23 protein-coding genes are annotated in these 24717 nt (G+C 72.5%); 12 read left to right on the plus strand and 11 right to left on the minus strand.

Annotated elements, in window-relative coordinates:
- Window positions 1-74: 74 nt before the first annotated feature.
- Window positions 75-908, minus strand: coding sequence for a glycosyltransferase family 2 protein (locus IEY94_RS20160; RefSeq protein ID WP_189171805.1), 834 nt, complete (start codon window positions 906-908; stop codon window positions 75-77).
- A 302-nt stretch (window positions 909-1210) separates the two neighbouring features.
- Here IEY94_RS20160 and IEY94_RS20165 point away from each other — a divergent pair, with 302 nt between their 5' ends.
- From IEY94_RS20165 to IEY94_RS20180, 4 genes are all read left to right on the plus strand, one after another.
- On the plus strand, window positions 1211-2290 hold the full coding sequence (locus tag IEY94_RS20165) for a polyprenyl synthetase family protein (RefSeq protein ID WP_189171806.1): 1080 nt from the start codon (window positions 1211-1213) through the stop codon (window positions 2288-2290).
- Window positions 2291-2408: 118 nt separating this feature from the next.
- The gene (locus IEY94_RS20170) at window positions 2409-3077 is read left to right on the plus strand and encodes a hypothetical protein (protein WP_189171807.1); all 669 of its coding nucleotides are present in this window, start codon (window positions 2409-2411) and stop codon (window positions 3075-3077) included.
- Window positions 3078-3162: 85 nt separating this feature from the next.
- A complete protein-coding gene (locus tag IEY94_RS20175) occupies window positions 3163-3648 on the plus strand; it encodes an SCP2 sterol-binding domain-containing protein (RefSeq protein ID WP_189171808.1) in 486 nt (161 codons plus the stop codon).
- Window positions 3645-5723, plus strand: coding sequence for an amylo-alpha-1,6-glucosidase (locus IEY94_RS20180; protein ID WP_189171809.1), 2079 nt, complete (start codon window positions 3645-3647; stop codon window positions 5721-5723). The genes IEY94_RS20175 and IEY94_RS20180 overlap by 4 nt, the downstream gene beginning before the upstream one ends.
- 6 nt (window positions 5724-5729) lie before the next feature.
- Here IEY94_RS20180 and IEY94_RS20185 read toward each other — a convergent pair whose 3' ends face one another.
- A complete protein-coding gene (locus IEY94_RS20185; RefSeq protein WP_189171810.1) occupies window positions 5730-6185 on the minus strand; it encodes an ester cyclase in 456 nt (151 codons plus the stop codon).
- 104 nt (window positions 6186-6289) lie between these two features.
- Between IEY94_RS20185 and IEY94_RS20190 the strand changes: the two genes are divergently transcribed.
- The gene (locus tag IEY94_RS20190) at window positions 6290-7078 is read left to right on the plus strand and encodes a bestrophin-like domain (protein WP_189171811.1); all 789 of its coding nucleotides are present in this window, start codon (window positions 6290-6292) and stop codon (window positions 7076-7078) included.
- Here IEY94_RS20190 and IEY94_RS20195 read toward each other — a convergent pair.
- The 4 genes from IEY94_RS20195 to IEY94_RS20210 are packed head-to-tail and all read right to left on the minus strand — an operon-like array spanning window position 7022 to window position 12733.
- Window positions 7022-8881: a glycoside hydrolase family 15 protein gene (locus tag IEY94_RS20195; RefSeq protein WP_189171812.1), complete on the minus strand. Its 1860-nt coding sequence runs from the start codon at window positions 8879-8881 to the stop codon at window positions 7022-7024. The two genes, IEY94_RS20190 and IEY94_RS20195, sit on opposite strands and share 57 nt — an antisense overlap.
- A 7-nt stretch (window positions 8882-8888) precedes the next feature.
- The gene (gene iolE / locus IEY94_RS20200) at window positions 8889-9788 is read right to left on the minus strand and encodes a myo-inosose-2 dehydratase (RefSeq protein WP_189171813.1); all 900 of its coding nucleotides are present in this window, start codon (window positions 9786-9788) and stop codon (window positions 8889-8891) included.
- On the minus strand, window positions 9785-11398 hold the full coding sequence (locus IEY94_RS20205; RefSeq protein WP_189171814.1) for a pyranose oxidase: 1614 nt from the start codon (window positions 11396-11398) through the stop codon (window positions 9785-9787). The genes iolE and IEY94_RS20205 overlap by 4 nt, the downstream gene beginning before the upstream one ends.
- A 48-nt stretch (window positions 11399-11446) precedes the next feature.
- Window positions 11447-12733 carry an FG-GAP repeat domain-containing protein gene (locus IEY94_RS20210; protein WP_189171815.1) on the minus strand — a complete coding sequence of 429 codons (1287 nt, stop codon included), beginning with the start codon at window positions 12731-12733 and terminating at the stop codon, window positions 11447-11449.
- Between the two features lie 377 nt (window positions 12734-13110).
- Between IEY94_RS20210 and IEY94_RS20215 the strand changes: the two genes are divergently transcribed.
- Window positions 13111-13596, plus strand: a complete 486-nt coding sequence (locus IEY94_RS20215) for a PLAT/LH2 domain-containing protein (RefSeq protein ID WP_189171816.1) — start codon at window positions 13111-13113, stop codon at window positions 13594-13596.
- Window positions 13596-14090, plus strand: a complete 495-nt coding sequence (locus IEY94_RS20220) for a PLAT/LH2 domain-containing protein (RefSeq protein ID WP_189171817.1) — start codon at window positions 13596-13598, stop codon at window positions 14088-14090. The genes IEY94_RS20215 and IEY94_RS20220 overlap by 1 nt, the downstream gene beginning before the upstream one ends.
- Window positions 14091-14316: 226 nt before the next feature.
- Here the strand turns inward: IEY94_RS20220 and glsA are convergent, their stop codons facing one another.
- On the minus strand, window positions 14317-15207 hold the full coding sequence (gene glsA, locus IEY94_RS20225; protein ID WP_189171935.1) for a glutaminase A: 891 nt from the start codon (window positions 15205-15207) through the stop codon (window positions 14317-14319).
- 79 nt (window positions 15208-15286) lie between these two features.
- Window positions 15287-15781, minus strand: a complete 495-nt coding sequence (locus IEY94_RS20230; RefSeq protein WP_189171936.1) for a TrmO family methyltransferase domain-containing protein — start codon at window positions 15779-15781, stop codon at window positions 15287-15289.
- Between IEY94_RS20230 and IEY94_RS24405 the strand changes: the two genes are divergently transcribed.
- The 5 genes from IEY94_RS24405 to IEY94_RS20255 all read left to right on the plus strand — a co-directional run bounded on the left by IEY94_RS24405 (window position 15668) and on the right by IEY94_RS20255 (window position 21247).
- A complete protein-coding gene (locus tag IEY94_RS24405; protein ID WP_373291336.1) occupies window positions 15668-16639 on the plus strand; it encodes an IS5 family transposase in 972 nt (323 codons plus the stop codon). The two genes, IEY94_RS20230 and IEY94_RS24405, sit on opposite strands and share 114 nt — an antisense overlap.
- On the plus strand, window positions 16582-17223 hold the full coding sequence (locus IEY94_RS20240) for a hypothetical protein (protein WP_189171819.1): 642 nt from the start codon (window positions 16582-16584) through the stop codon (window positions 17221-17223). The genes IEY94_RS24405 and IEY94_RS20240 overlap by 58 nt, the downstream gene beginning before the upstream one ends.
- A gap of 773 nt (window positions 17224-17996) precedes the next feature.
- Complete coding sequence (locus IEY94_RS20245; protein WP_189171820.1) at window positions 17997-18344, plus strand: VOC family protein; 348 nt, start codon at window positions 17997-17999, stop codon at window positions 18342-18344.
- A 50-nt stretch (window positions 18345-18394) separates the two neighbouring features.
- A complete protein-coding gene (locus tag IEY94_RS20250; protein WP_189171821.1) occupies window positions 18395-20809 on the plus strand; it encodes an ATP-binding cassette domain-containing protein in 2415 nt (804 codons plus the stop codon).
- Window positions 20810-21091: 282 nt separating this feature from the next.
- Entirely contained in the window at window positions 21092-21247 is a 156-nt protein-coding gene (locus IEY94_RS20255) for a hypothetical protein (RefSeq protein ID WP_189171822.1), read from the plus strand.
- Between the two features lie 63 nt (window positions 21248-21310).
- Here IEY94_RS20255 and IEY94_RS20260 read toward each other — a convergent pair whose 3' ends face one another.
- The 3 genes from IEY94_RS20260 to IEY94_RS20270 form a co-directional block, all read right to left on the minus strand.
- Window positions 21311-21448, minus strand: coding sequence for a hypothetical protein (locus IEY94_RS20260; protein ID WP_189171823.1), 138 nt, complete (start codon window positions 21446-21448; stop codon window positions 21311-21313).
- Between the two features lie 280 nt (window positions 21449-21728).
- The gene (locus IEY94_RS20265; RefSeq protein WP_189171824.1) at window positions 21729-23018 is read right to left on the minus strand and encodes a DUF1501 domain-containing protein; all 1290 of its coding nucleotides are present in this window, start codon (window positions 23016-23018) and stop codon (window positions 21729-21731) included.
- Entirely contained in the window at window positions 23019-24548 is a 1530-nt protein-coding gene (locus IEY94_RS20270) for a DUF1800 domain-containing protein (protein ID WP_268244862.1), read from the minus strand. It lies immediately after the preceding gene.
- Window positions 24549-24717: the final 169 nt, after the last annotated feature.

The following is a 24717-nucleotide window of genomic DNA, read 5'->3' on the forward strand; positions in this document are numbered from 1 at the left end:
CCAGCAGCGGGAACCAGCCGCCGCGGGCGCGCGCGTACCCGAGGTACCGGGCCCGGCCCGCCCGCGGCCCCGGCTCAGCGATGGAGCACCACCGGGAGCAGCTCGACCGGCCGGTCGTTCGGCGGGGCGAGCAGCAGCGGCGCCAGCTCCCCCGGCGACCGGGCCCGCCGGCGGGCGCGCTCGCGCTCGCGCATCGCGGCGGTGTACGCCTCCCGGACCGGCGAGCCGAACCCGGTGCCGGGCGCCCGGGTCAGCGACCGCCCCCAGATCCGGTACCGGTACAGCACCCGGGGCAGGTTGCGCAGCCGGAACAGGTGCCCGGCGCGCAGGTGGAAGTCGGTGTCCGCGCCGAGCGTGGTGGTGCCGTCGAGCCCGCCGAGCCGGTCCAGCACCGCCGTCCGGACCACGGTCGCCGGGTGGTGCAGGACGGTCAGCCGGCCGAGCCGCAGGGCGAGGTTGCCGTACCGGGGCAGCCGCCGCCGGCGCAGCACCGCGCCGTCCTCGTCCACCTCCTCGATCGCGCAGCCGACCAGGTCGGCCCGGCCGCGTTCGAGCACGCGCACCTGCCGGCGCAGCCGGCCGGGCAGGCTCACGTCGTCGGCGTCCTGGAACGCCACGTACGGCGAGGCGATGCCGGGCAGCAGCGCGTTCTTGATCCGGGCCTGCCCGACGCTGTCCGCGGTCCGCAGCACGGTCAGCCGCGGGTCGGCGGCGTACGGGCGCAGCGCGGCCAGCCAGTCGTCGCGCGGCGAGCAGTCGTCGACCACGACCAGCCGCAGGTCGACCAGGTCCTGCCCGAGCACCGAGCCGACGGCGGCGCCGAGGTACCGGGCCATGTCGCGGTGCGGCAGCAGCACCGTCACGACGGGCGGGCAGTGCCGCCGGGCCGCCGTGGTTCCGCACCGCATCCGCGCCCCCGATCGCGGGTGGCCGCGCGCCCGCGCCGGGCGCCCCGCCACACCAGCCGTTCCGCCGACCATGCATCGGCGGCGGGACGCCGTCAAGCCGCCGTACGGCCGATGTGGACGGTCATTTCGGCGAGCGCGGGCCGCCGCCCCGGTGAACTACAGTCGCGCGAGAGGGCGACCACGGGGGTGCTGGTGCGGTCTTCGCCCGGCGGCCACCCACGCCGCCCGGACCGCCCCGGCCGCGTGCCCCGACCCGCAGCGATCGCCCGCGATGGCGCGCGAGCGCAGGGCGGAGCGCACACATGATCGGTACGACCCCCCTCTCCCCACCGCGGGACGGCGGCGCGGTGGTCCGCGCCGGCGTGCACAGCGTGCTGGACGAGTTCCTCGGCCGGCAGCTCGACGCCGCCGGCCGGGCCGAGTGGCGCGACGCGGTCGAGGCCATCCGCGACCTGGCGCTGGCCGGCGGCAAGCGGACCAGGCCGACGTTCTGCTGGCTCGGCTGGCGCTCCTACGGCGGATCGCCGGAGCCGGGCGTCATCCGCGCGGCGGCGGCGCTGGAGCTGTTCCACGCGTTCGCGCTGATCCACGACGACGTGATGGACGACAGCGACACCCGGCGCGGGCGGCCGGCACTGCACGTCGGGCTGGCCCGGCTGCACCGGCGGCGCGGCTGGCGCGGCTCGGCGACCCGGTTCGGCCGCAACACCGCGGTGCTCTGCGGCGACCTGTGCCTGGTCTGGTCCGACGAGCTGTTCCACTCGTGCGGGCTGCCGCCGCGCCGGGTCCGCCGGGCGCTGGAGCTGCTGCACCGGATGCGCGCCGAGGTGCTGCTGGGCCAGTACCTCGACCTGGTCGGCGGGGTGTCCCCGGCCGGGCTGGCGGCCTGCCGGACGATCCTGCTGTACAAGTCGGCCCGGTACACGGTGGAGCGCCCGCTGCAGATCGGCGCGGCGCTGGCCGGCGCGGACGCGGCGCACCTGGCGACGCTGTCGGCGTACGGCGTGCCGCTGGGCGAGGCGTTCCAGCTCCGCGACGACCTGCTCGGGGTGTTCGGCGACGACGCGGTGACCGGCAAGCCGACGACGACGGACCTGCGCGACGGCAAGTCCACGGTGCTGATGGCGCTGGCCCGGGAGCACGCCGACGGCGCCCAGCGCGCGGTGCTGGACCGCTGGCACGGCGCCGCCGACCTGGACGCCGCGGCGGCCGCCCGGCTGCGCGCGATCGCGGTGGAGACCGGCGCGCTGCGCCGGGTGGAGGCGATGATCGCGGCGCGGACGGAGCAGGCGGTCGGCGCGCTGGACGACGCGGGGCTGGACCCGGCGGTGTACCGCGACCTGGTCGACCTGGCGCACCGGCTGTCCACGCGCACCCGGTGACCGACGCCAGCAATTCAACACAATTGCCACAGTGAGCGGGAAATGACCTTGTAGGGAATGCAGTCGTCACCATTTGTCGGACATATCGTGCCTGGCGGTCCCCACCGGAAGGCGTCCGATGACCGCCCAGCTCACCCCCGATCCCTTCGTCTCCGCGATGGCCCTGATCCCGGCGTACGCCGGCGCGCTGCTCGGCCTGTCCTGCCTGGCCCGCGCCGGCCGGGCCGGCGGCCGCGCCGCCGTCCCCTGGTGGCTCGCCGGCGCCGCCTGCGTCAGCCTGGCCAACTGGGCCCCGCACCTGGCCGACGACCTGCTCTCCCCCGGCCTCCGGCTGGACCCGGCCGGGGCGGCGTTCAGCGCGCTGGCCGGGCTGCCCTGGGTCGCCGTCGGCGCCTGGGTCATGAACAGCCACCCCGGCTCCCGGCGCGGGCTGCTCGGCGGCGTCGTCGCCGGCGCCGGGGCGCTCGCGGTGCACACCAGCGGGCTGGCCGCGGTCCGGCTGCCGACGGTGTTCGACCTGGCCCCGGGGGCGCTCGCGCTCGGCGCGGCGGTGGCCGTGCTCGGCACGCTGGAGGCGCTGCGGCTCACGCTCGGGCCGGCCCGGCCGGCCGTCACGCCGCCGGGCCCGCGGGCCGGCGCCCGGCGGGCCGGTCCCGGCCTCGGCACCGCCGCCGGGGTGCTGGCGGCGACCGCGCTGCTCGCCCACTTCCTCGTCCTCGCCGCCGCCACCGTGCGCACCGCGCCGCCCGGCGGGGTGCAGCCGGTCGCGGTGGAAATGGTGCGCTAGCGGGGCTGCCGGGAATAGCGCATCCGGCAGCGAAACCCGCCCCGGCCGCCTAGGGTTTCGGTTGAGCAGCGACGGGGTGGGCTGAATGAGCGACGTGACAACGGCATTCTTCGAGGAATTGGCCGAGAGCGGGTACGAACCAATGCTGCGCCGGGCCACCGGCACCATTCGGTTCGATCTGGAATCGGACGACCGGGTGACGCAGTGGATGGTCGCCATCGACCACGGCGTGCCGGCGGTGTCCCGCAAGAAGGGCCGGGCCGACTGCGTGGTCCGGGCCGACGCGGCACTGTTCGACAAGGTGGTCACCGGCGAGGCGAACACCGTCGCGGCCATGCTGCGCGGGCGGATCGCCGCGACCAGCGAGAAGCCGGAGCTGCTGGTGCTGTTCCAGCGGTACCTGCGCGCCCGCGCCCTCGCGAACCGGCCGGAGTCCGGCCGCAAGCCGGCAGCGGCGCGCAAGCCGGCAGCCCGGCCCGCCGCCCGGGAGCAGCGGAGCACGCGCAGCCAGCGGCCCGCCCGGCCGACCACGACCGGCGCGACCCGCGCCCGCAGGGGAGCGACCCGATGACCGACAACACCGTCTCCATCCTGGAGGGGAACACGTTCGTCGTCAGCGACGACCGCGGCGACATCAACGCCTCCCCCACCGACACCTCCGGGCTGTTCTCCTCCGACACCCGGTTCCTGTCGACCTGGTCGCTGACCGTCAACGGGCAGCAGCTCAACCCGCTGTCGGTGGACGCCCTCGAGTACTACGCGGCCCGGTTCTTCCTGGTGCCCGGCACCGGCACGGTGTACGTGGACGCCAACCTCTCGGTCATCCGCCAGCGGGCCGTCGCCGACGGCTTCCGCGAGGAGATCAAGGTCCTCAACCACGCCGGCGAGCCGGTCGACCTGACCGTCCGGCTGGACGCCGCCGCCGACTTCGCCGACCTGTTCGAGGTCAAGAACGCGGTCGGCAAGAAGGGCAAGCACTACACCCGGGTGGACAAGCGGCAGCTCCTGCTGGGGTACGCCCGCGAGACCTTCGTCCGGGAGACGGTGATCACCGCCGACCGCGACGTGGCCGTCGACGACGCCGGGCTGACCTTCACCACCCGGCTGCCCGCGCACGGCGAGTGGAAGGTCGAGCTGAGCGTCGCCGCCGTCGGCGACCCGGGCGCCGAGCAGCCCCGGACCGGCCGCGGCCCCGCGGCCGCCCGCGACGCCCAGCACGCCGAGGCCCGGATGTCGCGCAACCTGGACGCCTGGCTCGCCCGGGCGCCGCAGTTGGAGTGCGACAACGACGACTGGCGGGTGACGTACCGGCGCAGCCTGATCGACCTGGCCGCGCTGCGCTTCTCCCCGCCGGTGACCGGCAGCTACAGCCTGCCCGCGGCCGGCCTGCCGTGGTTCATGACCATGTTCGGCCGGGACAGCATCTTCACCAGCCTGCAGGCGCTGCCGTTCGAGCCGGAGCTGGCCCGGACCACGCTGCGCGCCCTCGGCGACTGGCAGGGCGCCACGCTGGACGACTTCCGCGACGAGGACCCCGGCCGGATCCTGCACGAGATGCGGTTCGGCGAGAGCGCCGCGTTCGAGGAGCAGCCGCACTCGCCGTACTACGGCAGCGCCGACGCGACCCCGCTGTACGTGGTCCTGCTCGACGAGTACGAGCGGTGGACCGGCGACCTGGCCCTGGCCCGCCAGCTCGAACCCGAGGCCCGGGCGGCGCTGGCCTGGATCGACACGTACGCCGACCTGCGCGGCACCGGGTACATCCACTACCAGCGGCGCAACGAGAAGACCGGCCTGGAGAACCAGTGCTGGAAGGACTCGTGGGACTCGATCAGCTACCGGGACGGCCGGCTGCCCGGCTTCCCCCGGGCCACCTGCGAGTTGCAGGGGTACGCGTACGACGCGAAGATCCGCGGCGCCCGGCTGGCCCGGGTCGCCTGGAAGGACCCCGAGTACGCCGACAAGCTCGAGGCCGAGGCCGCCGCGCTCAAGCGGCGGTTCAACCGGGACTACTGGGTGGCCGACGGCCAGTACTTCGCGCTGGCGCTCGACGGCGACGGCAAGCAGGTCGACGCGCTCGGCTCGAACATCGGCCACCTGCTGTGGAGCGGCATCGTCGACAAGGCGAAGGCCAAGGCCCTGGTCAAGCACCTGATGGGCGACCGGCTGTTCTCCGGCTGGGGCGTGCGCACGCTGGCCAAGGGCGAGAACCGGTACAACCCGGTCGGGTACCACGTCGGCACGGTCTGGCCGTTCGACAACTCGTTCATCGCCTGGGGCCTGCGCCGGTACGGGTACAAGCAGGAGGCCGCCCGGATCGCCGCCGGCATCCTGGACGCCGCCACCTTCTTCGAGGGCCGGCTGCCCGAGGCGTTCGGCGGGTACGAGCGCCAGCTCACCCGCTACCCGGTGCAGTACCCGACGGCGTGCAGCCCGCAGGCGTGGTCCACCGGCGCCCCGCTGCTGCTGCTGCGGGTCATGCTGGGCATGGAGCCGCAGGGCGACAACCTGGTCGTGGACCCGGAGCTGCCGCCGGACCGCGCCGGCCACCTGGCGCTGTACGACGTGCCGGGCCGGTGGGGGCAGCGCGACGCCTTCGCCCGGCGGCGCGGCACGGCCCCGGCGGCGGGCCGCCGGGGCCGCTGAGGTCGGTCAGGCCATCGCCGGCGTGGGGCCGTGCACGGCGCCCATCTGCTTCATGATGTCCCAGCCGTCGAGCGTGTTCCACTCTTCGATGATCCTGCCGCCGACGACGTGGTACACGTCGGTGGCGCTGAAGCTGATCTCCCGGCCGGTCGGCGGGATGATCGTCGTCGGCGGGATGCCCGTGTAGTTCCCGGTGTGGATGCCGGTGGCCGACCAGCGCAGCGCGACCTTGTCGCCCTCGCCCAGCACGTCCTCGACGGTGAACACCAGGTCGTCGAACGCGTTGAGGAAGTCGCCCAGCACCCGGGTGAACTCCTCGATCCCGCGGACCTCGCCCTCGCCGGCCGGGAAGTAGTTCACGTAGTCCGGCGCGAAGCACTCCCGGATCACGCTCATGTCCTTCTTGTTCATCCCGTCGGTGTAGGCGCGGATGACGACCGCCTTGTTCTCTTCGATGCCCACCTGTTCCCCCGTTTTCGTCCAGTACGGAATCAGACCGCGAAACAATGGCTCCGCGGCACTCTCAACCAGCAGTCAATCAGCCGCACGGGGACGGAAGAGGCGTTGTGAACAATTTCCTCCTGGACCTGCCGCTGTGGGCGGTCATGGCCATCATCATCGCGGGACTGACCGGCTTCGCGGTGGGTCTACAAGCCGTCGTCCGGCGCTGGTTCCCCGAGATCCAGTCCGCCCGGCACAACGACGTCGCCGGCTTCCTCGCCGCCGTCATCGGCGTCATCTACGCGGTCACGGTCGGCTTCATCATCGCCGAGCAGTGGGAGAACTTCACCGACGCCAAGGAGCGCACGTACCGGGAGGCGTTCAGCCTCGGCGCGATCGCCGAGGGGTCCAGCGTGCTCGGCCCGGAGCAGCAGGCCCGGTACGCCGACGCCGTGCTCACCTACAACCGCGCCGTGCTGCGCTGGTGGCCGCAGCAGGGCCACACCGAGACCGAGGAGGAGACCCGGGACGCGCAGACCCTGGAGCCGCTGTACGCCCTGGCCGGGCAGGCGCAGGTGACCAACGAGGCGCAGCGGGCGTTCGTCCGGGAGACCACCGCCGAGCTGGGCCAGGTGGCCAGGGACCGGGAGGACCGGCTGCACCGCGCCGGCCAGGCCCACCTGGAGTGGCCGCTGTGGGTGCTGATCGCCTTCGCCAGCGCGGTGGTGCTCGTGTTCTGCGCGCTGTTCGGCCTGGAGAGCCGGTGGCTGCACTACACGATGATCACCGGGGTGGCGCTCGCGGTGGCCAGCAACCTCATGCTCGTGGTGCTGCTCAACCACCCGCTGTCCGGCGCGCTACGCGTCGCCCCCGACAGCTACCAGAGTGTCGTGGACGACCTGTCCGGCGGCTGAGCCGCGGGCGGCCAGCGCCGCGTCCAGCGCCCGGGCGGCGCCGACGAGCCCCAGGTGGGTGAACGCCTGCGGGAAGTTGCCCAGGTACCGCCCGGTGCCGTCCATCTCCTCGGCGTACAGGCCGAGGTGGTTGGCGTAGCTGTGCATCTTCTCGAAGTAGAACTGCGCCCGGTCGGTGTCGCCGGCCAGCGTCAGGCAGTGGATGAACCAGTACGAGCACATGCAGAACGTGCCCTCGGTCCCGGCCAGCCCGTCGGCGGCGCCGGCGGCCGTGCGGTACCGGTACACCAGCGAGTCCTCGACCAGCTCCCGGTCGATCGCCCGCAGCGTGTCCAGCCAGCGCGGCTCGACCGGCGAGACGAAGCCCATCAGCGGCATCAGCAGGCTGGCCGCGTCCACGGTGTCGGCGCCGCGGTACTGGACGAACGCCCGCTTGGCCGGGCTCCAGAAGCCGGCGTGGATGTCGGCGTGGATCTCGTCGCGGACCCGCTCCCAGTCGGCCACCGGCGCGGGCAGCGAGCGCCGCCGGGCGATCCTGACGGCCCGGTCCAGCGCCACCCAGCACATCAGCCGGGCGTACAGGAACTCGTGCTGGCCGCCGCGCACCTCCCAGATGCCCTCGTCGGGGCGGCGCCAGTTCGCGGCCACCCAGTCGACGGAGTCGCGCAGGTGGCACCACAGCTCGTAGGTCACCGGCTCGACGGCGGCGTCGAACCGCTCGACCAGGTGCAGCAGCTCGCCGTAGATGTCGAGCTGGAGCTGGTCGTACGCGCCGTTGCCGATCCGCACCGGCCGGGAGTCGAGGTAGCCGCGCAGGTGCGGCAGCGTGGACTCGGTGAGGTCGCGGCGGCCGTCGATGCCGTACATGATCTGGAGGACGCCCGGCTCGGGGCTCTCCCGGTACCGCTGGGTGACCCAGTTCAGGAACGCCCGCGGCTCGTCGGTGCAGCCGAGGTCCACCAGGGTCGCGGCGGTCAGCGAGGCGTCCCGGATCCAGGTGTACCGGTAGTCCCAGTTCCGCTCGCCGCCGACCAGCTCCGGCAGGCCGAACGTCGCGGCGGCGGCGATCGAGCCGTACCGCTGCGAGGTCAGCAGCTTCATCGCCAGCGCCGAGCGGACCACCTCGGACCGCCAGCGCCCGCCGTTGCGGATCCGCCCGGCCCAGTCCCGCCAGTACCCGACGGTGTGCGCGAACGCCCGGGCCGGCCAGCGCGTCCCGGCGGCCGGGCTGGCCCGCCCCGGCTCGGCGACCTCCAGCACGAAGTCCAGCGTCCTGCCCGGTTCGACGACGAGGTCCACGACGGCGTCGTCGCCGACCACCTCGACCGGGACCGGGGTGTGCAGCCGCAGGGTCGGCGCGTCGCCGCCCTTCGGGATGAACAGCACCTCGTTGTCGCGCTGCTCGACCCGGTGCGGCTGCCGCCCGTAGTCGAACCGGGGCGCGCACTCCACCCGGAACCGGAACCGCCCCCGCACCCCGGTGACCCGGCGGACGACGGCGTGCGCGTGCCGCATCGAGCCCACCGGCATGAAGTCGGTGACCTCGGCGACGCCGTCGCCGCACAGGAACCGGGTCAGCAGGACGTTGGTGTCCGGCAGGTAGAGCTGGCGCAGCCGCGCCCCCTCGACCGCCGGCCCGATCCGGAACCGCCCGCCGGCCTCGTCGTCCAGCAGGGCGGCGAAGACCGTCGGCGAGTCGAAGTCGGGCAGGCACAGGTAGTCGAGCGAGCCGGTGGTGGAGACCAGCGCGACCGTGTGCAGGTCGCCGATGACGCCGTAGTCCTCGATCCGCTGGTACCCCACCGCCGCCTCACACTCCCGCTACGTCGCGCAGGTACTGCCGGGCCCGCTTCGCGTACGTCAGCGGGTGCGCCCGGGCCGGGTCCTGCTCGGCCTCGACCACCAGCCAGCCCCGGTACTTGCGCTCGGCGAGCGCGCCCAGGACGGCCGGGAAGTCGATGAACCCGTCGCCGGGCACCGTGAAGATGCCGCGCACGATCCCCTCGCGGAAGCTGAAGTCGGCCTTGCGCCACTGCTCCAGCACGTCCTTGCGCAGGTCCTTGAGGTGGACGTGGGCGATCCGGTCCCCGTGCTCCCGCACCAGCGCCAGCGGATCCCCGCCGGCCCAGGTCAGGTGCCCGGTGTCGAGCAGCAGGTGGACCAGGTTCGGGTCGGTGTCGGCGAGCAGCCGGTCCACCTCCGCCCGGGTCTGCACGCCGGTGCCCATGTGGTGGTGGTAGCACAGGGTCATCCCGGCGTCGGCGGCCAGCTTGCCCAGCTCGTGCAGGCCGTTGACCATCCGCTGCCAGGCCGCGTCGTCGTACACCGGCCGGTTGGCCAGCAGCGCGACCGGCTGCTGGTGCACCGCGTGCCCCAGCTCGGCGACGACGACCCGGTCCCCGCCGACGGCCTTGATGAAGGCCATCTGGTCGCGGAACCCGGCGATCGTCCGCTCGTGCATCCCCTCGGCGGTGAAGTACGTGCTCGCCCACGGCTCGGACACCCGCAGCCCGCGCAGGTCCAGCGCGGCCTTGAGCGTCGCCGGGTCGGACGGGTACTTGTGCCCGACGCTGCACCCCTCGAACCCGGCCAGGGCCATCTCGCTCACGCACTGCTCGAACGGGATGTCCTCGCCGATGCCCGGGAAGTCGTCGTTCGTCCACACGGTCGGCGTGATGCCGACCCGCACCGCGCCGGCCGGGAAGCTCACGAGCGCCGGCCGATCAGGTGCCGGGCGCCCTTGAGCGCCAGCGCCACGCTGGTCAGCGTCGGGTTGCTCGCGTTGCCGCGCGGGATCAGGCCGTTGCCGCCCAGGTAAAGGTTGTCCACGCCCCACACCCGGGAGTCGGTGTCCACCACGGACGTGTCCGGGTTGTCGCCGATCCGGGTGGTGCCGGTGACGTGCAGGCCGAGGCCCGGCTCGACGAACCGCGGCTCCGAGCCCGGCAGGAAGCCGCCCAGCGCGGTGGCCGCCTTGAGCATGTCGTTCATCATCGCGTGCTGCCGCGCGCGGTCCTGGTCGGTCAGGCTGAACGAGAACGTCGGCTGCGGCATGTCGTGGGTGTCGTGGTGCCGGTCGGAGAACGTGATCCGGTTCTCGAACCGCGGCTCGACGATGCCGAACCAGCGCAGGTCCACGATCAGCCGGGTGTCGACGTTCGGGGCCAGGTCGCCGTAGTGGAACGCGTCCCGGTGGATCTGGCAGTGCCACGGCCGGTCGGCGGAGACCGGGATCCACACGTTCGGCTCCGGGTCGTCGGCCGGGATCGGCACCGGGTCGTGCGGGTGCCGCTCGCGGTAGTCGCGCACCCGCTCGGCGAACCGGGAGTCGGTCGGGATGCCGTCGATGATGTCCTGGCGGAGCACGATCTGGCAGAACGCGATCGGCTGCTCGGTCAGGTACCGGCCCAGCGCCGGCGGCCGGATGTTGGACGCCCAGAGGAGCTGCGGGGTCAGGTACGCGTTGGCGGCGACGATGTAGTTGTCGGCCTCCACCCGCAGCGTGCGGGTCTGCTTGAGGTCGCGGACCTCGGCGTACTCCACCCGGCTGCCGTCGGCCGAGCGGACCAGCTTGCTGCACAGGTGCTGGGCGCGCAGGTCGAACCGGCCGTCCCTGCGGGCCGCGGCGTCCGGCTCGGCCAGCTCGCCGAGGACCGTGTCGGTGCCGCTCCACCGGACCAGCTCCGGGTTGTCCCGGCGCCGCTCGACCGCCAGCGGCAGGCTCTGCACCTCGTACGGCTTGGGCAGGTCCGGGTACGCGTGCAGGAGCGCCTCGCGCACCACCTGGTGCCGGACCGAGTTCTCGAACACGCCGACGTGGGTGTTGAGCAGGCGCTCGCCGTCCTCGTACAGGCTGCTCCACTCGGCCTCGCCGAGCAGCGGCGAGCGCTCCACCTCGGGGTGGTGCCGCGGGGTGGCGCAGGTCCAGTGCGTCGCCATGCCGCCGACGCCGTAGGTGACCGCCGCGGCGCCGAGGTTCGAGGCCGGGTCCTGGTCGGGGTTCTGGTTGTTCAGCGTGAAGCCGCGGTACTTGTCGGCGTCGAACTGGAACGCGCCGGGGTCGAGCGTGACCTCGGGCTTCGGGTTCGGCGGCACCGACAGCAGGCTCAGGTGGCCGCGGATGACGCCGGAGAACAGGTCGAGGTTGCGCTGGTACAGGTACGCGTTCTTGAGGTGCTCGCCGGCGCGCTCGGAGAGCGCCGCCCCGGCGTCGATCATCAGGACGCGCTTGCCGGCCGCCACCAGCTCGCGGGCGTACGTGGACCCGACCGGACCGGAGCCGACGATCAGGGCGTCGACGCGGATGGTCTCGTCTGCCATGGGTCTTCCTTTCGGAGAAGGGTGAGGTAGGGAGCCGGTACGGGCCGGTCAGCCGTCGCCGCCGGGCGGCGCCGCCGCGGGACCGGGCTTGCCGAAGTCGTTCACGTGGATCTCGATGCGCGGGTCGTCGACCTCGTAGTAGCCGACGGTGTCGTAGCTGGTGGTGGCGAAGTCGAGGCGGCCGTCGCCGGTGAAGTCGGCGACCGCGAGGCGGGCCACCGAGCCGGTGGTCACCCGCTCCCGGACCACCACCTCGCCGCCAGGGCCGAACTTGTAGTACATGACGCCCTGCACCGGCTCGGGCCCGCGCAGCGCGACCAGGAACTCGTCGTCGCCGTCGCCGTCGAAGTCGGCCGCGACGACGTGGTGGGCGACCGCGTCGTGCGTGTCGTCCGGCCGCGGGTACACCTCCAGCTCGCGGCGCTGCCACTCGGTCGCGAAGCTGACCTCGCCCTCGGGCCGCACGTACACCGCGAGGGTGTCGCCGTGGAACGGCTCGACGGCGAGGATGAGCGCGTACTCCCGCCCGGCGACCCGGCCGACGGCCAGGTTGCCGCTGCCGGAGAACTCGTGGTCCGGGAACTCGTGCGACCGCTTGGCCGGCACGCCGGTGCCGAGGCGCTGGTGCCGCCAGCGGCCGTCGTCGCCGTACCCGAGCCAGGTGATGCCCTCGGCGGACGCGAGCAGGAACGAGTCCCGGTCCGGCCGCGGGGTGTTCGGCAGGTGCCCGGCGACGACGCCGTGGATGATCCGGAACCGGGCGCCGTCGATCTCCTTGCCGGCCCAGCCGCCGTCGGTGCGCGGGTCCTCCGGCCGGTCGTAGATCATCGTCCGGATCGGGGCGTTGACGCCGGCGGCGCCGCCCTCGGGGCCGACGACGGGCAGCGCGGCGAGCTGGAGGTGGTCGCCGGTGAACCGGCCCACCCGGATCCGGTGGGTGGCCACCAGGTCGGCGATCGGGTACTGCCGCCACGCGCCGTCGAGGCCGCCCGCGGTCGGGTTCTCCAGCCAGGAGATCTTGCCGTCCCGCGGCCCGCAGTTGAACATGCAGTTGCCGTAGTCATGGCAGATGACCAGGTCGGGGCGGCCGTTCCCGGTGAGGTCGGCGGCGTCGACGGCGACCGGCTTGGGCAGCGTGGTGATGACCCGCTTGTCCCAGCCCGGACTCCCGCCGCCCGGGTTTTTGTACCAGACGACCTCGCCCCGGGTCAGGCCCGAGGCGACGAGGTCGGTGCGGCCGTCGCCGTCGATGTCGACGGCGGTGATCCAGTAGCCGTCGCGCGGGTCGGCGTCGACGACGGTGCTGGTGAAGCGCGGCGAAGCGGCTCGTTCCACAGGTTACTCCCGGCAGGTGGGTCCGGTCGGACGCCCTCACCGAGCACCGCCGGACGGGCGCGGCAGCGCGACCGCGCGGCGGGGGATGCCGGCGGGCCGCACCACGGGGCCCGGCTCGTCACTGCCCGTGTCGTCCTCGCTTCGAACAGTAGTGGGCGGGCCGGGGCGGCGGCGGCAAGTCGCGGGATCAGGGAATACGCTCCGGCGCCGCGCGGCCGCCACTACGATCCGCGCCCCCGGCCCGTGGCACGCGAACCGTCGGACGTTAGGGATTCGCCCGATGCTCGGGGTGAGCGCCCCCCGCGACGATGGTGCGCGCCGGGGGAGACCGGCACCGCACCGGTGGCACGCACGGCCACCACAGCGAAGGAGGCACGATGAAGCGCACGCTCACCGCACTGGCCCTTGCCGGGGCCGGCGCGGCCGGGGTACTGACCGCCGCGGCGCCCGCCGCCGCGAACGCGTCGTACACCTGGCGACTGGACATCCGCACCGGCGACCGGGAGCACGCCGGCACCAGCGCGCGGGTGGAGATCCGGCTGTACGGGACCAAGGGCCAGACGTCCGCGATCCGGCTCGACAACCCCGGCCACAACGACTTCGAGCGGGGCAGGGTCGACCGGTTCGACGTCGACACCCCGGTGGACATCGGCACGCTGACCAAGGTCCGGATCTGGCACGACAACTCCGGCGAGAAGCCCGGCTGGTTCCTGGACGAGATCCGGGTGGCCCGCAAGAAGCCCAGCGACACCAACCCCGTCGAACTCGGCTTCTTCAAGTGGCTCGCCCGCGGCGAGGGGGAGAACACCCTCTGCTACGAGCAGAAGACCACCTCCGGCGAGCCGAAGGCGTGTGGCAACTGATGGCCGCCGCGACCGGCCCCCGCCGCCTCGCCGCCGCCGCGCTCGCCGCGGCCGCCGCACTGACCGCCCCGGCCGCACCGGCGGCCGCCACCCCCCGCGCGGTGTACGACTGGGAGCTGTCGATCAAGACCGGCGACAACGAGCACGCCGGCACGAGCGCCCGGGTCTACCTCACGCTGTACGGCAGCAAGGGCCGGACGGCCGAGATCCAGCTCGACGACCCGAAGCGCAACGACTTCGAGCGCGGCAACACCGACGGCTTCGTCGTCAAGACCCCGGTGGACATCGGCGCGAGGGTCGAGAAGGTCAAGATCCGGCACGACAACTCGGGGAAGCAGCCCGGCTGGTACCTCGACCGGATCCACACCCGCACGTGGGACGCCTCGGCGAGCTGGACGAAGTTCCACTTCTACCGCTGGCTGGCCAAGAACGAGGCCGACGGCGCGATCTGCCTGACCCAGAAGCCGACCGCCGGCGACCCGGACGCCTGCTGAGCCGCCCCGCCCGGCTGGACACGGGGCAGCCGGGCGGGCGCCGCGGCGGGACCGGTCGGCCGCGGCCGCGGGCCACCCCTCTGGCCCGCGGCCGCGGCCGGCCCACCCGCCGCCCGCCGCCCGCCGCCCGCCGCCCAGCAGCTTGGCGGCGTTGACGATCGCGTCGACCCACTGCGCGGTGATGCCCCCTCGACCAGCTCCCGCCCGACCGAATCCACGGCCGCGCTCAGAACACCGACCACCCCGTCCGCGTGGTGAACCGCCCCAGCGCGTCGACCCCGGCCACCGAGTTCCCCGACGCGTCCAGTACCGGCGACCACGCGCACAGCGCCCCCCGCCCCGGCATGACCGCCAGGATCCCGCCGCCGACGCCGCTCTTGGCCGGCAGCCCGACGGTGTACGCGAAGTCCCCCGCCGCGTCGTACGTGCCGCACGTCAGCAGCGCGGCGTTCAACCGCTTGGTCAGCCCGCTGGACAGCAGCCGCTCCCCGTCCGCCCGCACGCCCCCGCGGGCCAGGAACAGCCCCGCCACGGCGAGCTGCCGGCAGCTCGCCGTCAGCGCACACTGCCACGCGTAGTGCCGCAGCACCTCGGCCACCGGGTTGCGCAGGTTCCCGTGGTCGGCCACCACGTGCGCGATCGCCGCGTTCCGGTGCCGGTGCTCCAGCTCGGCCCGGGCGACCGCACGGTCGAAGTCCACCCCGTCGTCGCCGGCCTCGGCCCGCAGGAACCGGCGCACGGCGTTCATCGCGTCCCCGGTCAGCTCGTGCAGCCGGTCCACCACGACCAGCGCGCCCGCGTTGACGAACGGGTTGTGCGGGATGCCGCGCCGCCCGTCCAGCGCGGCCAGCGCGTCGTACCGCTCGGTGGACGGCTGCCGCCCGACCCGCCGCCAGAGCTGCTCGCCGTCCGCGGCCAGGACCAGCGCGAGACCGAACACCTTGGCGATGCTCTGCACGGCGAACGGCAGCTCCCAGTCGCCGACGCCGGTGACGGTCCCGTCGAGGGCGGCGTGGGCGAGGCCGAAGCCGGGCGGGGTACCGCCGGAGCGGGCGGGGACCGCGCGGGGGTCGGGGACGATGGCCGCGTGGATCTCCGTCAGGACGTTCTCGATCATCACGCTGGCAGCCTGCCAACGCCCCCACCCCGCGCGAAACCGGGAAAACCCTTGCTGCCGGTACCGCCGGCGAGGTGGGTCAGGCCGTCGGGGACGGCGCGAAGTAGTCGCCGAGCATCTCCGTCGACCAGGGCGCCTGCCGGACCTCGCCGCGCGGCCCGAACTCCGCGAACCAGGGCTTGACGTCGAGCACCGGCGTGCCGTCGACGGCGTCCAGGTCCTCGACGTGCAGGTCGAGGCCGTCGACCGCGAGCAGCCGGCAGCGGGAGACGCCGAGCCAGTTCAGGCGGCGCATGTTGCGGTGGCCGAAGATGCCGACCTTCGGCCAGGCGGGGTTGTCCCGGGCGGCGCGGGCGCCGTAGTGCAGGTCGGCGGGGTCGGTGAGGTGGAACCGGAACACCACTTCCAGGTGGGAGAAGGAGCAACTCGGCCACCTGCTGCGGGGGCCCGCCTGCCGTCGGTGTCGCTGGGCGTCGTACCGGCGTCGACCGAACGATGGGGAGTCGCGGCGGTCGGCTTCTGGATCTTCGACGCCGTCGCGTTGGCTGAACTGGACGACGACATCGACTGGCACGTTCAAGTCGACGCGACGATCGTGCGGACCCACCAGCACGCTGCGGGTGCAGCTAAAAGGGGCTCACGGTCGCCCAAACGCAGGCACGTGAAGCTCGGCCGGTCCCGTGGCGGGCTGACTACCAAGATCCCCACTTTGGCCGACGGGCGTGGCCGGTCGTTGGCGTCTCTACTCACGCCGGGGCAGGCCGCTGACACCCGGCAGTTGATACCGCTGCTGGGTCAGGTTCGAGCGCCTCGACCGACCGGTGTCGGCCGGCCACGACAGCGACCCGAATCAGTGACCGGGGACAAGGCGTACTCATCACGGGCCAACCGGCAGCATCGACGAGACAAGCACGTCCGTGCGGTGATCCCAGAGCCCAACGACCAGACCGCTAATCGGAAGCGCCACGGCCGTCTCGGTGGTCGACCACCGAAGTTCGACCAAGCCCCCTACCGACGCCGTAACCAGGTCGAACGAGGGTTCAACCGGCGCAAACACTGGCGCGGCCTGGCCACCCGCGACGGCAAACTCGCCGCCCACTACCAAGCCACCCTCGACCTGGCCGAAATGCTCGACTGGCTACGCACCGTTCCCGACGGCCATGATCCACGAGACAGAACCTCAACGGCTCCGCGAGTAGCCAACTGTCTACTAGCTGACAAAAGATTGAGGTCGATGGCAGCTCGCTGCAATAGTCATCTTGTCGCACGAAGCAACTGGTATCCAAGCATCAGACCACGGCAATCGACCGATTGTCTCAAATTTCTTGCAAATCGTAATCGACGATTATCACCGAATTTTCAGGAGGCGAAATCATGCGAATGCAGAATAGGAACACCGCCATTGCCGCACTGGCATCCAGTGCCGCTCTAGCCACCTTTCTAACCGGTACTCCTGCGGGGGCGGCCGATGCACCTCGAACCACCTCCGCTCCGAACGTCTCGACACAGCGGATCACTAACCTCGAGACCGACACTGTTTCGATTCTCGACCCTTATGTAAAGCTGACTAACGGTCGCTACCGCCTGAACGCGCCGGCTGCCATCCATCAGCGCGTAGGCATCAAGAAGATGCGAGATGCACAGAGGCAGATTGATGCGTCGAACGCGCTCCTAACCGCCCGCGATGGCGCCGATCAAATCAACAAGCATACGCTTCAGGGTTCGCATGGCTGGGCCGACAGCACGTGGTACGGCTGGCACATTTGGCTCGACAAGTACGTCATGGACAAGATCAAGAATGGCCTCGGTCCGATTGGCGGCGTGGCTGGTCTCATGACCGCTATTGCTTCTAAGAATGAGGGAGACCCCGCATATAAGGCACTCCTGGCAATTATTGCGGCCGGAGCGACCGCACTTACTGCGATCGTTACGCTTTGTCAGCACGAAAATGGATCGGGTGACTTCTACATCTCCACCCTTACTTTCCCGCCAATTTTTGCCTGCAATCCGTTCTGATGGCTCGCCGCCCGCCGAAAAACTTTTATAGCCAGTTGCGGACCAGGCACGCTACAATCGCATGCGGAGCCTTCAGGTTGATTGATTGCGAGTAGCCATGTCAAGTATCATGATCAGGATTGCAAGTGGAATTGCTGGTGCAGTTGTCGCAATCCTATGCATCAAGGCATTCGTAACCGACCAAGAATTTCCGCCAACTGCCGGTCTCCTCCTCCTTCTCATGATTACGCTCCTCTCAATCGACAGTCAGCGAAACAGTCGGTGAGCGAATCGGGGATGCTGCTCGCACAGCCGAATAGCAGCATCCCCGTTCGGCTAGCAAGAGTTATTGGTCGGCGAAGTCGCCTTAACGAATTGTCGACAGCCGTCAGTTGTACCGCCCACTGCGCGGCGTCCGGCGTGAGCCGAAAGACGGTAAGAGCACTCAGCAACGAGCCACGCTCCGGCAATGACACGACCCACTTCGCCAGCTCAGATCAGCCGAGCGACTACACCGCTGCGAAGACCGGCCCGGGGTGACCACAGGTAGAGCCTTCACGCGGACGTGGCGGTTGGGCCACCAGCGACACCTACTCTCCGGTCGGCGAGTCGGACGACGGCTCCCTCAGTTATTTGACATATACGAATAGACTATCAGCAGATTCCAGGTCGACCGATCATGAATCGAGAAGCACGGTCCTCGGCGCGCGGCTAGCGTGGTTGCCAGGGAGGTGACCGGCCATCAGCGCCGCCGACCTCCCAGACGACTCGCCACGACAGCCCCAGGAGTACCCATGTCCACCGAGGGAATCAAGACCGTGCTGCACCCCGTCTCCGACCTGGCCAAAGCCAAGGCCGTCTACGCCGCCCTGCTCGGCACCGAGCCGCAGACCGACAGCCCGTACTACGTCGGCTTCGACGTCGCCGGCCAGCAGATCGGCCTGGTGCCCGGCGGCGGGCCGCAGTCCCCGCCCTCGCCGGTGGCGTACTGGCACGTGTCGGACATCGAGGCGAAGCTGGCCGAGGTGACCGCCGCCGGCGCCACCCTGCGCGAGCCCGCCCGCGACGTCGGCGAGGGCCGCCTCGTGGCCACCGTGACCGACCTCGACGGCAACGTCCTCGGCCTCCTCCAGGACCGCTGACCGAACCCGCACCCGGCCCCGTACGACTCCGACCGAAAGAGGAAGCGACGATGAGCAGGGCCCCGCGGAAGGGCGCGCAGCCCGCCGGGCAGCACCCCGCCGACCGGCACGACATGATCCGCGTGCACGGCGTGCGGGTGAACAACCTCAGGGATGTCAGCGTCGAGCTGCCGAAGCGGCGGCTGACCGTGTTCACCGGCGTCTCCGGGTCGGGGAAGAGTTCGCTGGTGTTCGGCACGATCGCGGCGGAGTCGCAGCGGCTGATCAACGAGACGTACAGCGCGTTCGTCCAGGGTTTCATGCCGTCGGTGGCGCGGCCCGAGGTCGACGTGCTGGACGGGCTGACCACCGCGATCATCGTCGACCAGGAGCGGATGGGCGCCGACCCGCGCTCCACCGTCGGCACCGCGACGGACGCGAACGCGATGCTGCGGATCCTGTTCAGCCGGCTGGGCAAGCCGCACATCGGGTCGCCGCAGGCGTTCTCGTTCAACGTCGCCTCGATCTCGGGGGCGGGCGCGGTGACCATGGAGCGCGGCGGCCAGACGGTGAAGGAGCGGCGCAGCTTCAGCATCACCGGCGGCATGTGCCCGCGCTGCGAGGGGCGGGGCTCGGTCAACGACTTCGACCTGACCGCGCTGTACGACGACAGCAAGTCGCTGAACGAGGGCGCGCTGTCGATCCCCGGCTACAGCATGGAGGGCTGGTACGGCCGCATCTTCCGCGGCTGCGGCTTCTTCGACCCGGACAAGCCGATCCGCAGGTTCACCAAGAAGCAGCTCCACGACCTGCTGTACAAGGAGCCGACGAAAATCAAGGTCGACGGGATCAACCTGACGTACGCCGGGCTGATCCCGCAGATCCAGAAGTCGTTCCTGAGCAAGGACGTGGACGCGATGCAGCCGCACATCCGCGCCTTCGTGGAGCGGGTGGTGACGTTCAGCGTCTGCCCGGAGTGCGCCGGCACCCGGCTCAGCGAGGGCGCCCGGTCGTCCAAGATCAAGGGGAGCAGCATCGCCGACGCCTGCGCGATGCAGATCAGCGACCTGGCCGGCTGGGTGGGCGGGCTCAAGGACCGGTCGGTGGCGCCGCTGCTGGCCACGCTCCAGCACACGCTGGACTCGTTCGTGGAGATCGGGCTCGGGTACCTGAGCCTGGACCGGCCGGCCGGCACGCTGTCCGGCGGCGAGGCCCAGCGGACCAAGATGATCCGGCACCTCGGCTCCTCGCTCACCGACGTCACGTACGTCTTCGACGAGCCGACGATCGGCCTGCACCCGCACGACATCCAGCGGATGAACGAGCTGCTGCTGCAATTGCGGGACAAGGGGAACACCGTGCTCGTGGTCGAGCACAAGCCGGAGGCGATCGCGATCGCCGACCACGTCGTGGACCTCGGGCCGGGCGCCGGCACGGCCGGCGGCACGATCTGCTTCGAGGGTACGGTCGACGGGCTGCGGGCCAGCGACACCGTGACGGGCCGGCACCTGGACGACCGGGCGACGCTCAAGGACGAGGTGCGCAAGCCGACCGGCGCGCTGGCGGTCCGCGGCGCGGCGACGAACAACCTGCGCGACGTGGACGTGGACATCCCGCTCGGCGTGCTGACCGTGCTGACCGGCGTGGCCGGCTCGGGCAAGAGTTCGCTGATCCGCGGCTCGGTGTCCGGGCGGGACGGGGTGGTCACGGTCGACCAGAGCGCGATCCGCGGGTCGCGGCGGAGCAACCCGGCCACGTACACGGGGCTGCTGGACCCGATCCGCAAGGCGTTCGCCAAGGCCAACGGCGTGAAGCCGGCGCTGTTCAGCGCCAACTCCGAGGGTGCCTGCCCGACCTGCAACGGCGCCGGCGTCATCTACACCGACCTGGGGATGATGGCGGGCGTCGCGACCACCTGCGAGGAGTGCGAGGGGCGGCGGTTCCAGTCCTCCGTGCTCGAGTACCGGTTCGGCCGCAAGGACATCAGCCAGGTGCTCGCGATGTCGGTGACCGAGGCCGAGAGGTTCTTCGGCGGCGGGGCCGCGCACACCCCGGCCGCGCACGCCATCCTCGACCGGCTCGCCGACGTGGGCCTCGGGTACCTCAGCCTCGGCCAGCCGCTGACCACGCTGTCCGGCGGCGAGCGGCAGCGGCTCAAGCTGGCCACCCACATGGGCGCCAGCGGCGGCGTCTACGTGCTGGACGAGCCGACCACCGGCCTGCACCTGGCCGACGTCGAGCAGCTCCTGGCGCTGCTGGACCGGCTGGTGGACGGCGGCAAGTCGGTCATCGTCATCGAGCACCACCAGGCGGTGATGGCGCACGCCGACTGGATCATCGACCTGGGCCCGGGCGCCGGGCACGACGGCGGCCGGATCGTGTTCGCCGGCACGCCGGCCGAGCTGGTCGCGGACCGCCCGACGCTGACCGGCGAGCACCTCGCCGAGTACGTCGGCGCCGGCCCGAAGCGCGCGCGCAAGCGGTGAGCGGGCCGGGCGTGATCGCCGTGACCGGGGCGACCGGCGACTCGGCGGGGCGGTGGCGGCCGAGCTGGCCGCCGCCGGGCGGGCGTACCCGCTGACCGGGCGCGGGCGCTCGGGCCGGCCGGGGTGGCCGGGCCGGTCGGGCGGCCGCCGGCCTACCCCGCGGAGGTGGTCCGGCGGCGGTTCGCCGCGGGATAGCCGCCGATCGATCGGCGGGGGATTCAAAAGCGGCGGGCCCGGGTACCGGGGGCGCAGGTTGTTGCTCCCCCCCGAACGGAGTCGAACGTGCTGATCCTCGGACTGCTTCTGCTGATCCTCGGCCTGGTCCTCAAGGTGTCGATCCTGTACACGATCGGCATCATCCTGCTGGTCATCGGCGGCGTACTGTTCCTCCTGGGAGCGCTCGGCCGCGGCGTCGGCGGGCGCCGACACTATTGGTGACCATCAGCAAGCGAAACGGCCCGCCCCGGATCACTCCGGGGCGGGCCGTTCCACTGGGGGGGATCAGGGGCAGACTGTGGTGGCGCACGCCGCGACCGCGGCGCCGCCCGGGGCGCCGGCGAGCAGGCCGCCGACGATCATGACGCCGGCCGCCAGGACGACCATGGCCAGCGGGCGGAGCAGAGCCGACAGGATGCGCATGGGGGGTGTCCTTCCACCGGGGTCCGACGTACATAAATAGGGTGTACTGGACAGCTCTCATCCCGGTGTGCGCGACCCGGGGCGGACCCGGGGCGCGCGGGCGAGCCCTGTGGCCGATGCGCCGCCACCCCGAACGGCCGACAGCGGATCCGGACACCGCCGTCCGGAGCGCCACTTCAGCCGCCCGAAAAATTCTCGACGCCCGAAAAGTTCCCGGCACGCGAACGGGCCCCGTCGCCGTCCGCTGGGGATCGGCGCCGGGGCCCGGGTTCGGGGTGGGTCAGCGGGGCGTGAACATGTCCAGCGTCGCCGCCGCCGGCAGCGACGGGAACACGCTCGCCACCGAGCCCACGCCGCAGCGGCGGCTCAGCGCCTCGCCGATGACCGTCCGGTAGTCGGTGGTCACCGCCAGGTCGCCCGCGACGAGCTTGGCCGGCGCCAGGCCGGGCCAGCGGCCGTACACCCGGCCGCCGCGCACGCCGCCGCCCAGCACCAGCATCGCGTTGCCGTGGCCGTGGTCGGCGCCGCGGGAGCCGTTCTCGGCCACCCGCCGGCCGAACTCGGACAGGGTCAGCACGGTGACCCTGTTCAGCCCGTCCGGGCCGAGGTCGGCGGCGAACGCGGCGAGCGCGCCGGCCAGCTCGGCGAGCTGGTCGTACATGCCCTGCCCGGCCACCGGGGTGCCCAGGCCCTCGTGCAGGTCCCAGTCGCCGAAGTCGATCGTGGCCACGGCCAGGCCGACGTTGGCCTTGATCAGCCGGGCGACGTCCTTGAGCGCGGTGCCGAGCTTGCCGGCCGGGTACGCCGCGCCGTTGGCCGCCACGTACCCCGCCTGCTTCAGCGTGGCCGCGGTGCCCAGCGCGTCGATCGCCGCCGCCGCGGGGGCGGCGAGGACCGGGTCGGCGCCCTGGTACAGCGCCCGCACGGTCGCCGCCATCGGGCGCTTGGTGCCCTCGCCGGCCAGGTTGAACTGGTCCAGGGCGCGCATGCTCAGGTCGACGTTCGGGCCGAGCATCGAGCGCGGGGCCAGCGAGTCGCCGACCGAGACGCCGCGGAACGGGGTGCCGCCGGCGGTCGCGCCGAGCATCCGGTCGATCCAGCCGGTGCGGATCGACGTACCGGCGGCGGCGCGCTCCAGCTCCTCCATCGCCGCGAAGTGCGACCGGCTCGGGCTGCCCTGGCCGACCGCGTGGACGGCGGCGAGCTGCTTGTTCTGCCACAGCGGCAGCAGCGGCGCGAGCGCCGGATGCAGGCCGAACATGGTGTCGCCGCCGAGCAGCCGGGTCTTCGGCACGCCGATGCCGGGGCGGGCGGTGTAGTAGGCGGGGTCGCCGTGCGGTACCACGGCCGACAGGCCGTCGAAGCCGCCGCGCAGCGACAGGACGACGAGCGTGTCCCCGGCGTACGCGTCGGCGCCGAAGGCCACCGAGCCGGCCAGGCCGTCGGCGACGAGGCCGCCGAGCGCGCCGGCGGCGCCGGCCGCGGCGGCGCCGCGCAGCAGGCCGCGGCGGCTCGTGCCGGCGCGCTGGTTCTCGGGGCAGCCGCAGGTGGTGGTGGGCGTGGCGGTCATTCAGCGCTCCAGGAAGTAGGGCGAGTCGAGGACGAGGGCGACGAGGTACGGCAGCGAGCCGTTGGCGGCGCCGTCGGTGGGCTTGAGCGGGCTGGTCGGCTGCTTGCCGAAGAAGGCGGTCAGCGCCTCCCGGTGGGCGTCGGCGAACCGGACGCCGACGAGCCGCTGGGTCAGCGCGTCGACCAGCCCGCCGTACGTCGTCGGGATCGTCGGCAGCAGGTGCGCGGTCAGCGAGGCCGGCCGGACGAGCTGCTCCGGCCACCAGCCGGCGGCGAGGTTGAGGTGGTTGTTCCAGCGGCCGAGCAGGCCCGACGGCGCGGCCCAGGCGGCGGCGACGTCCGGGTACCCGTCCGGCTGGCCCCAGGCCATCGGCGCGTGGCCGACGGCGTCGACCATCCAGTACAGCGCCCGCAGCGCCGCGGTACCGGTGGTCTCCGGGGCCAGGCCGAGGGTGCGGATCGTGGCGATGGTGTCCTCGTACGGCGTGCGGATCTTCTGCCCGGCCGAGGCGGCGAACTCCGGCGAGGTGAACAGGGCGCGCAGCACCGGTACGATCGCGGTCTTCTCCTTCAGGTAGACCGCGGCGAGCCGGTCGACCAGCGCCTGCGGCGGCTCGTCGGCGACGAAGCGCACGCACAGCTTGCGGGCCAGCCGGGCCGCGGTGGCCGGGTGCATCGCGAGGTGGTCGAGCAGCAGCGTCACGGCGGCGTCGCCGCCGGCCGCGGTCGCGTTGGCGTGCTTGAAGTTCAGGACCGCCACCGCGCCGGTGGCGTGCCGGGCCGCGTCGTACCGGTACGCGTCGGTCTTCGGGTCGGTCGTCTGGCCGGTCAGCAGCCGGGCGGCGGCCTGCACGTCGGCCTCGGTGTGGATGGTGCCGACGGTGTGCAGTTCGAGCAGCTCGCGGGCGTAGTTCTCGTTCGGCTTGGCCTTGGCCGAGGACTGGTTGTCCAGGTACGCGAGCATCGCCGGGTGGCGGGCGCTGGCCTTGAGCATGTCGGCGAACCGGCCCAGGGCGTGCTTGCGGATCACCAGGCGGTCGTAGTCCGGCCGGGTGTTCCAGCCGGCGTCGAACGGGTTGGTGACGTTGAGGTGGTTGCCCCAGAACTCGACCATCACCTCGTAGAGCTGCCGCTCGCTCCACGCGGCCCGGGCGATGGCGGCGCTGCCGACCTGGTACATCGCCTCCCAGCCGTACTTCTTCATCGTGCCGGCGGCGACCGCGGCGGCGACGGCGGCCGGCGTGGCGCCGGCGAGCGGGAGGCGGGCGACGAGCGCGTCGCAGGCGGCGTCCGGGATGGTGGCCGGCGCGAGCTGCCGCTCCAGCCAGGCGGTCGCGCCGAGGGCGGTGGCCTCGGCGACGCCGGCCGGGGTCGGCCCGTAGGTGGCGCGCCGCAGCAGGTGCCACAGCGCCGGTACGGCGGTGGCGGCGGCGGCCGGGGTCGGCGCGGCGACGGCGGGTAGGGCGGCGGCGCCGGCTACGGCGGCGGCACCGGCGAGGACGGTACGGCGAGAGGAAGTGGTGAACAGCACGTGGGGACGATCGCCCGCAGTTGCCCGCTGGATACCGAAAGTAATCGGGCGCACCCCAACCGCAACCGCCCTGCACGCCCGGCGGACGCCATACCGGACAACGGGGTCGACCCGACCCCGCCGCGGCGGCGCTCCCGGGGCGGGGTCGCCGCCCCGGGAGCGCGTCCGG

The sequence above is a fragment of the Pilimelia anulata genome (assembly GCF_014647895.1).
Classification (GTDB): domain Bacteria; phylum Actinomycetota; class Actinomycetes; order Mycobacteriales; family Micromonosporaceae; genus Pilimelia; species Pilimelia anulata.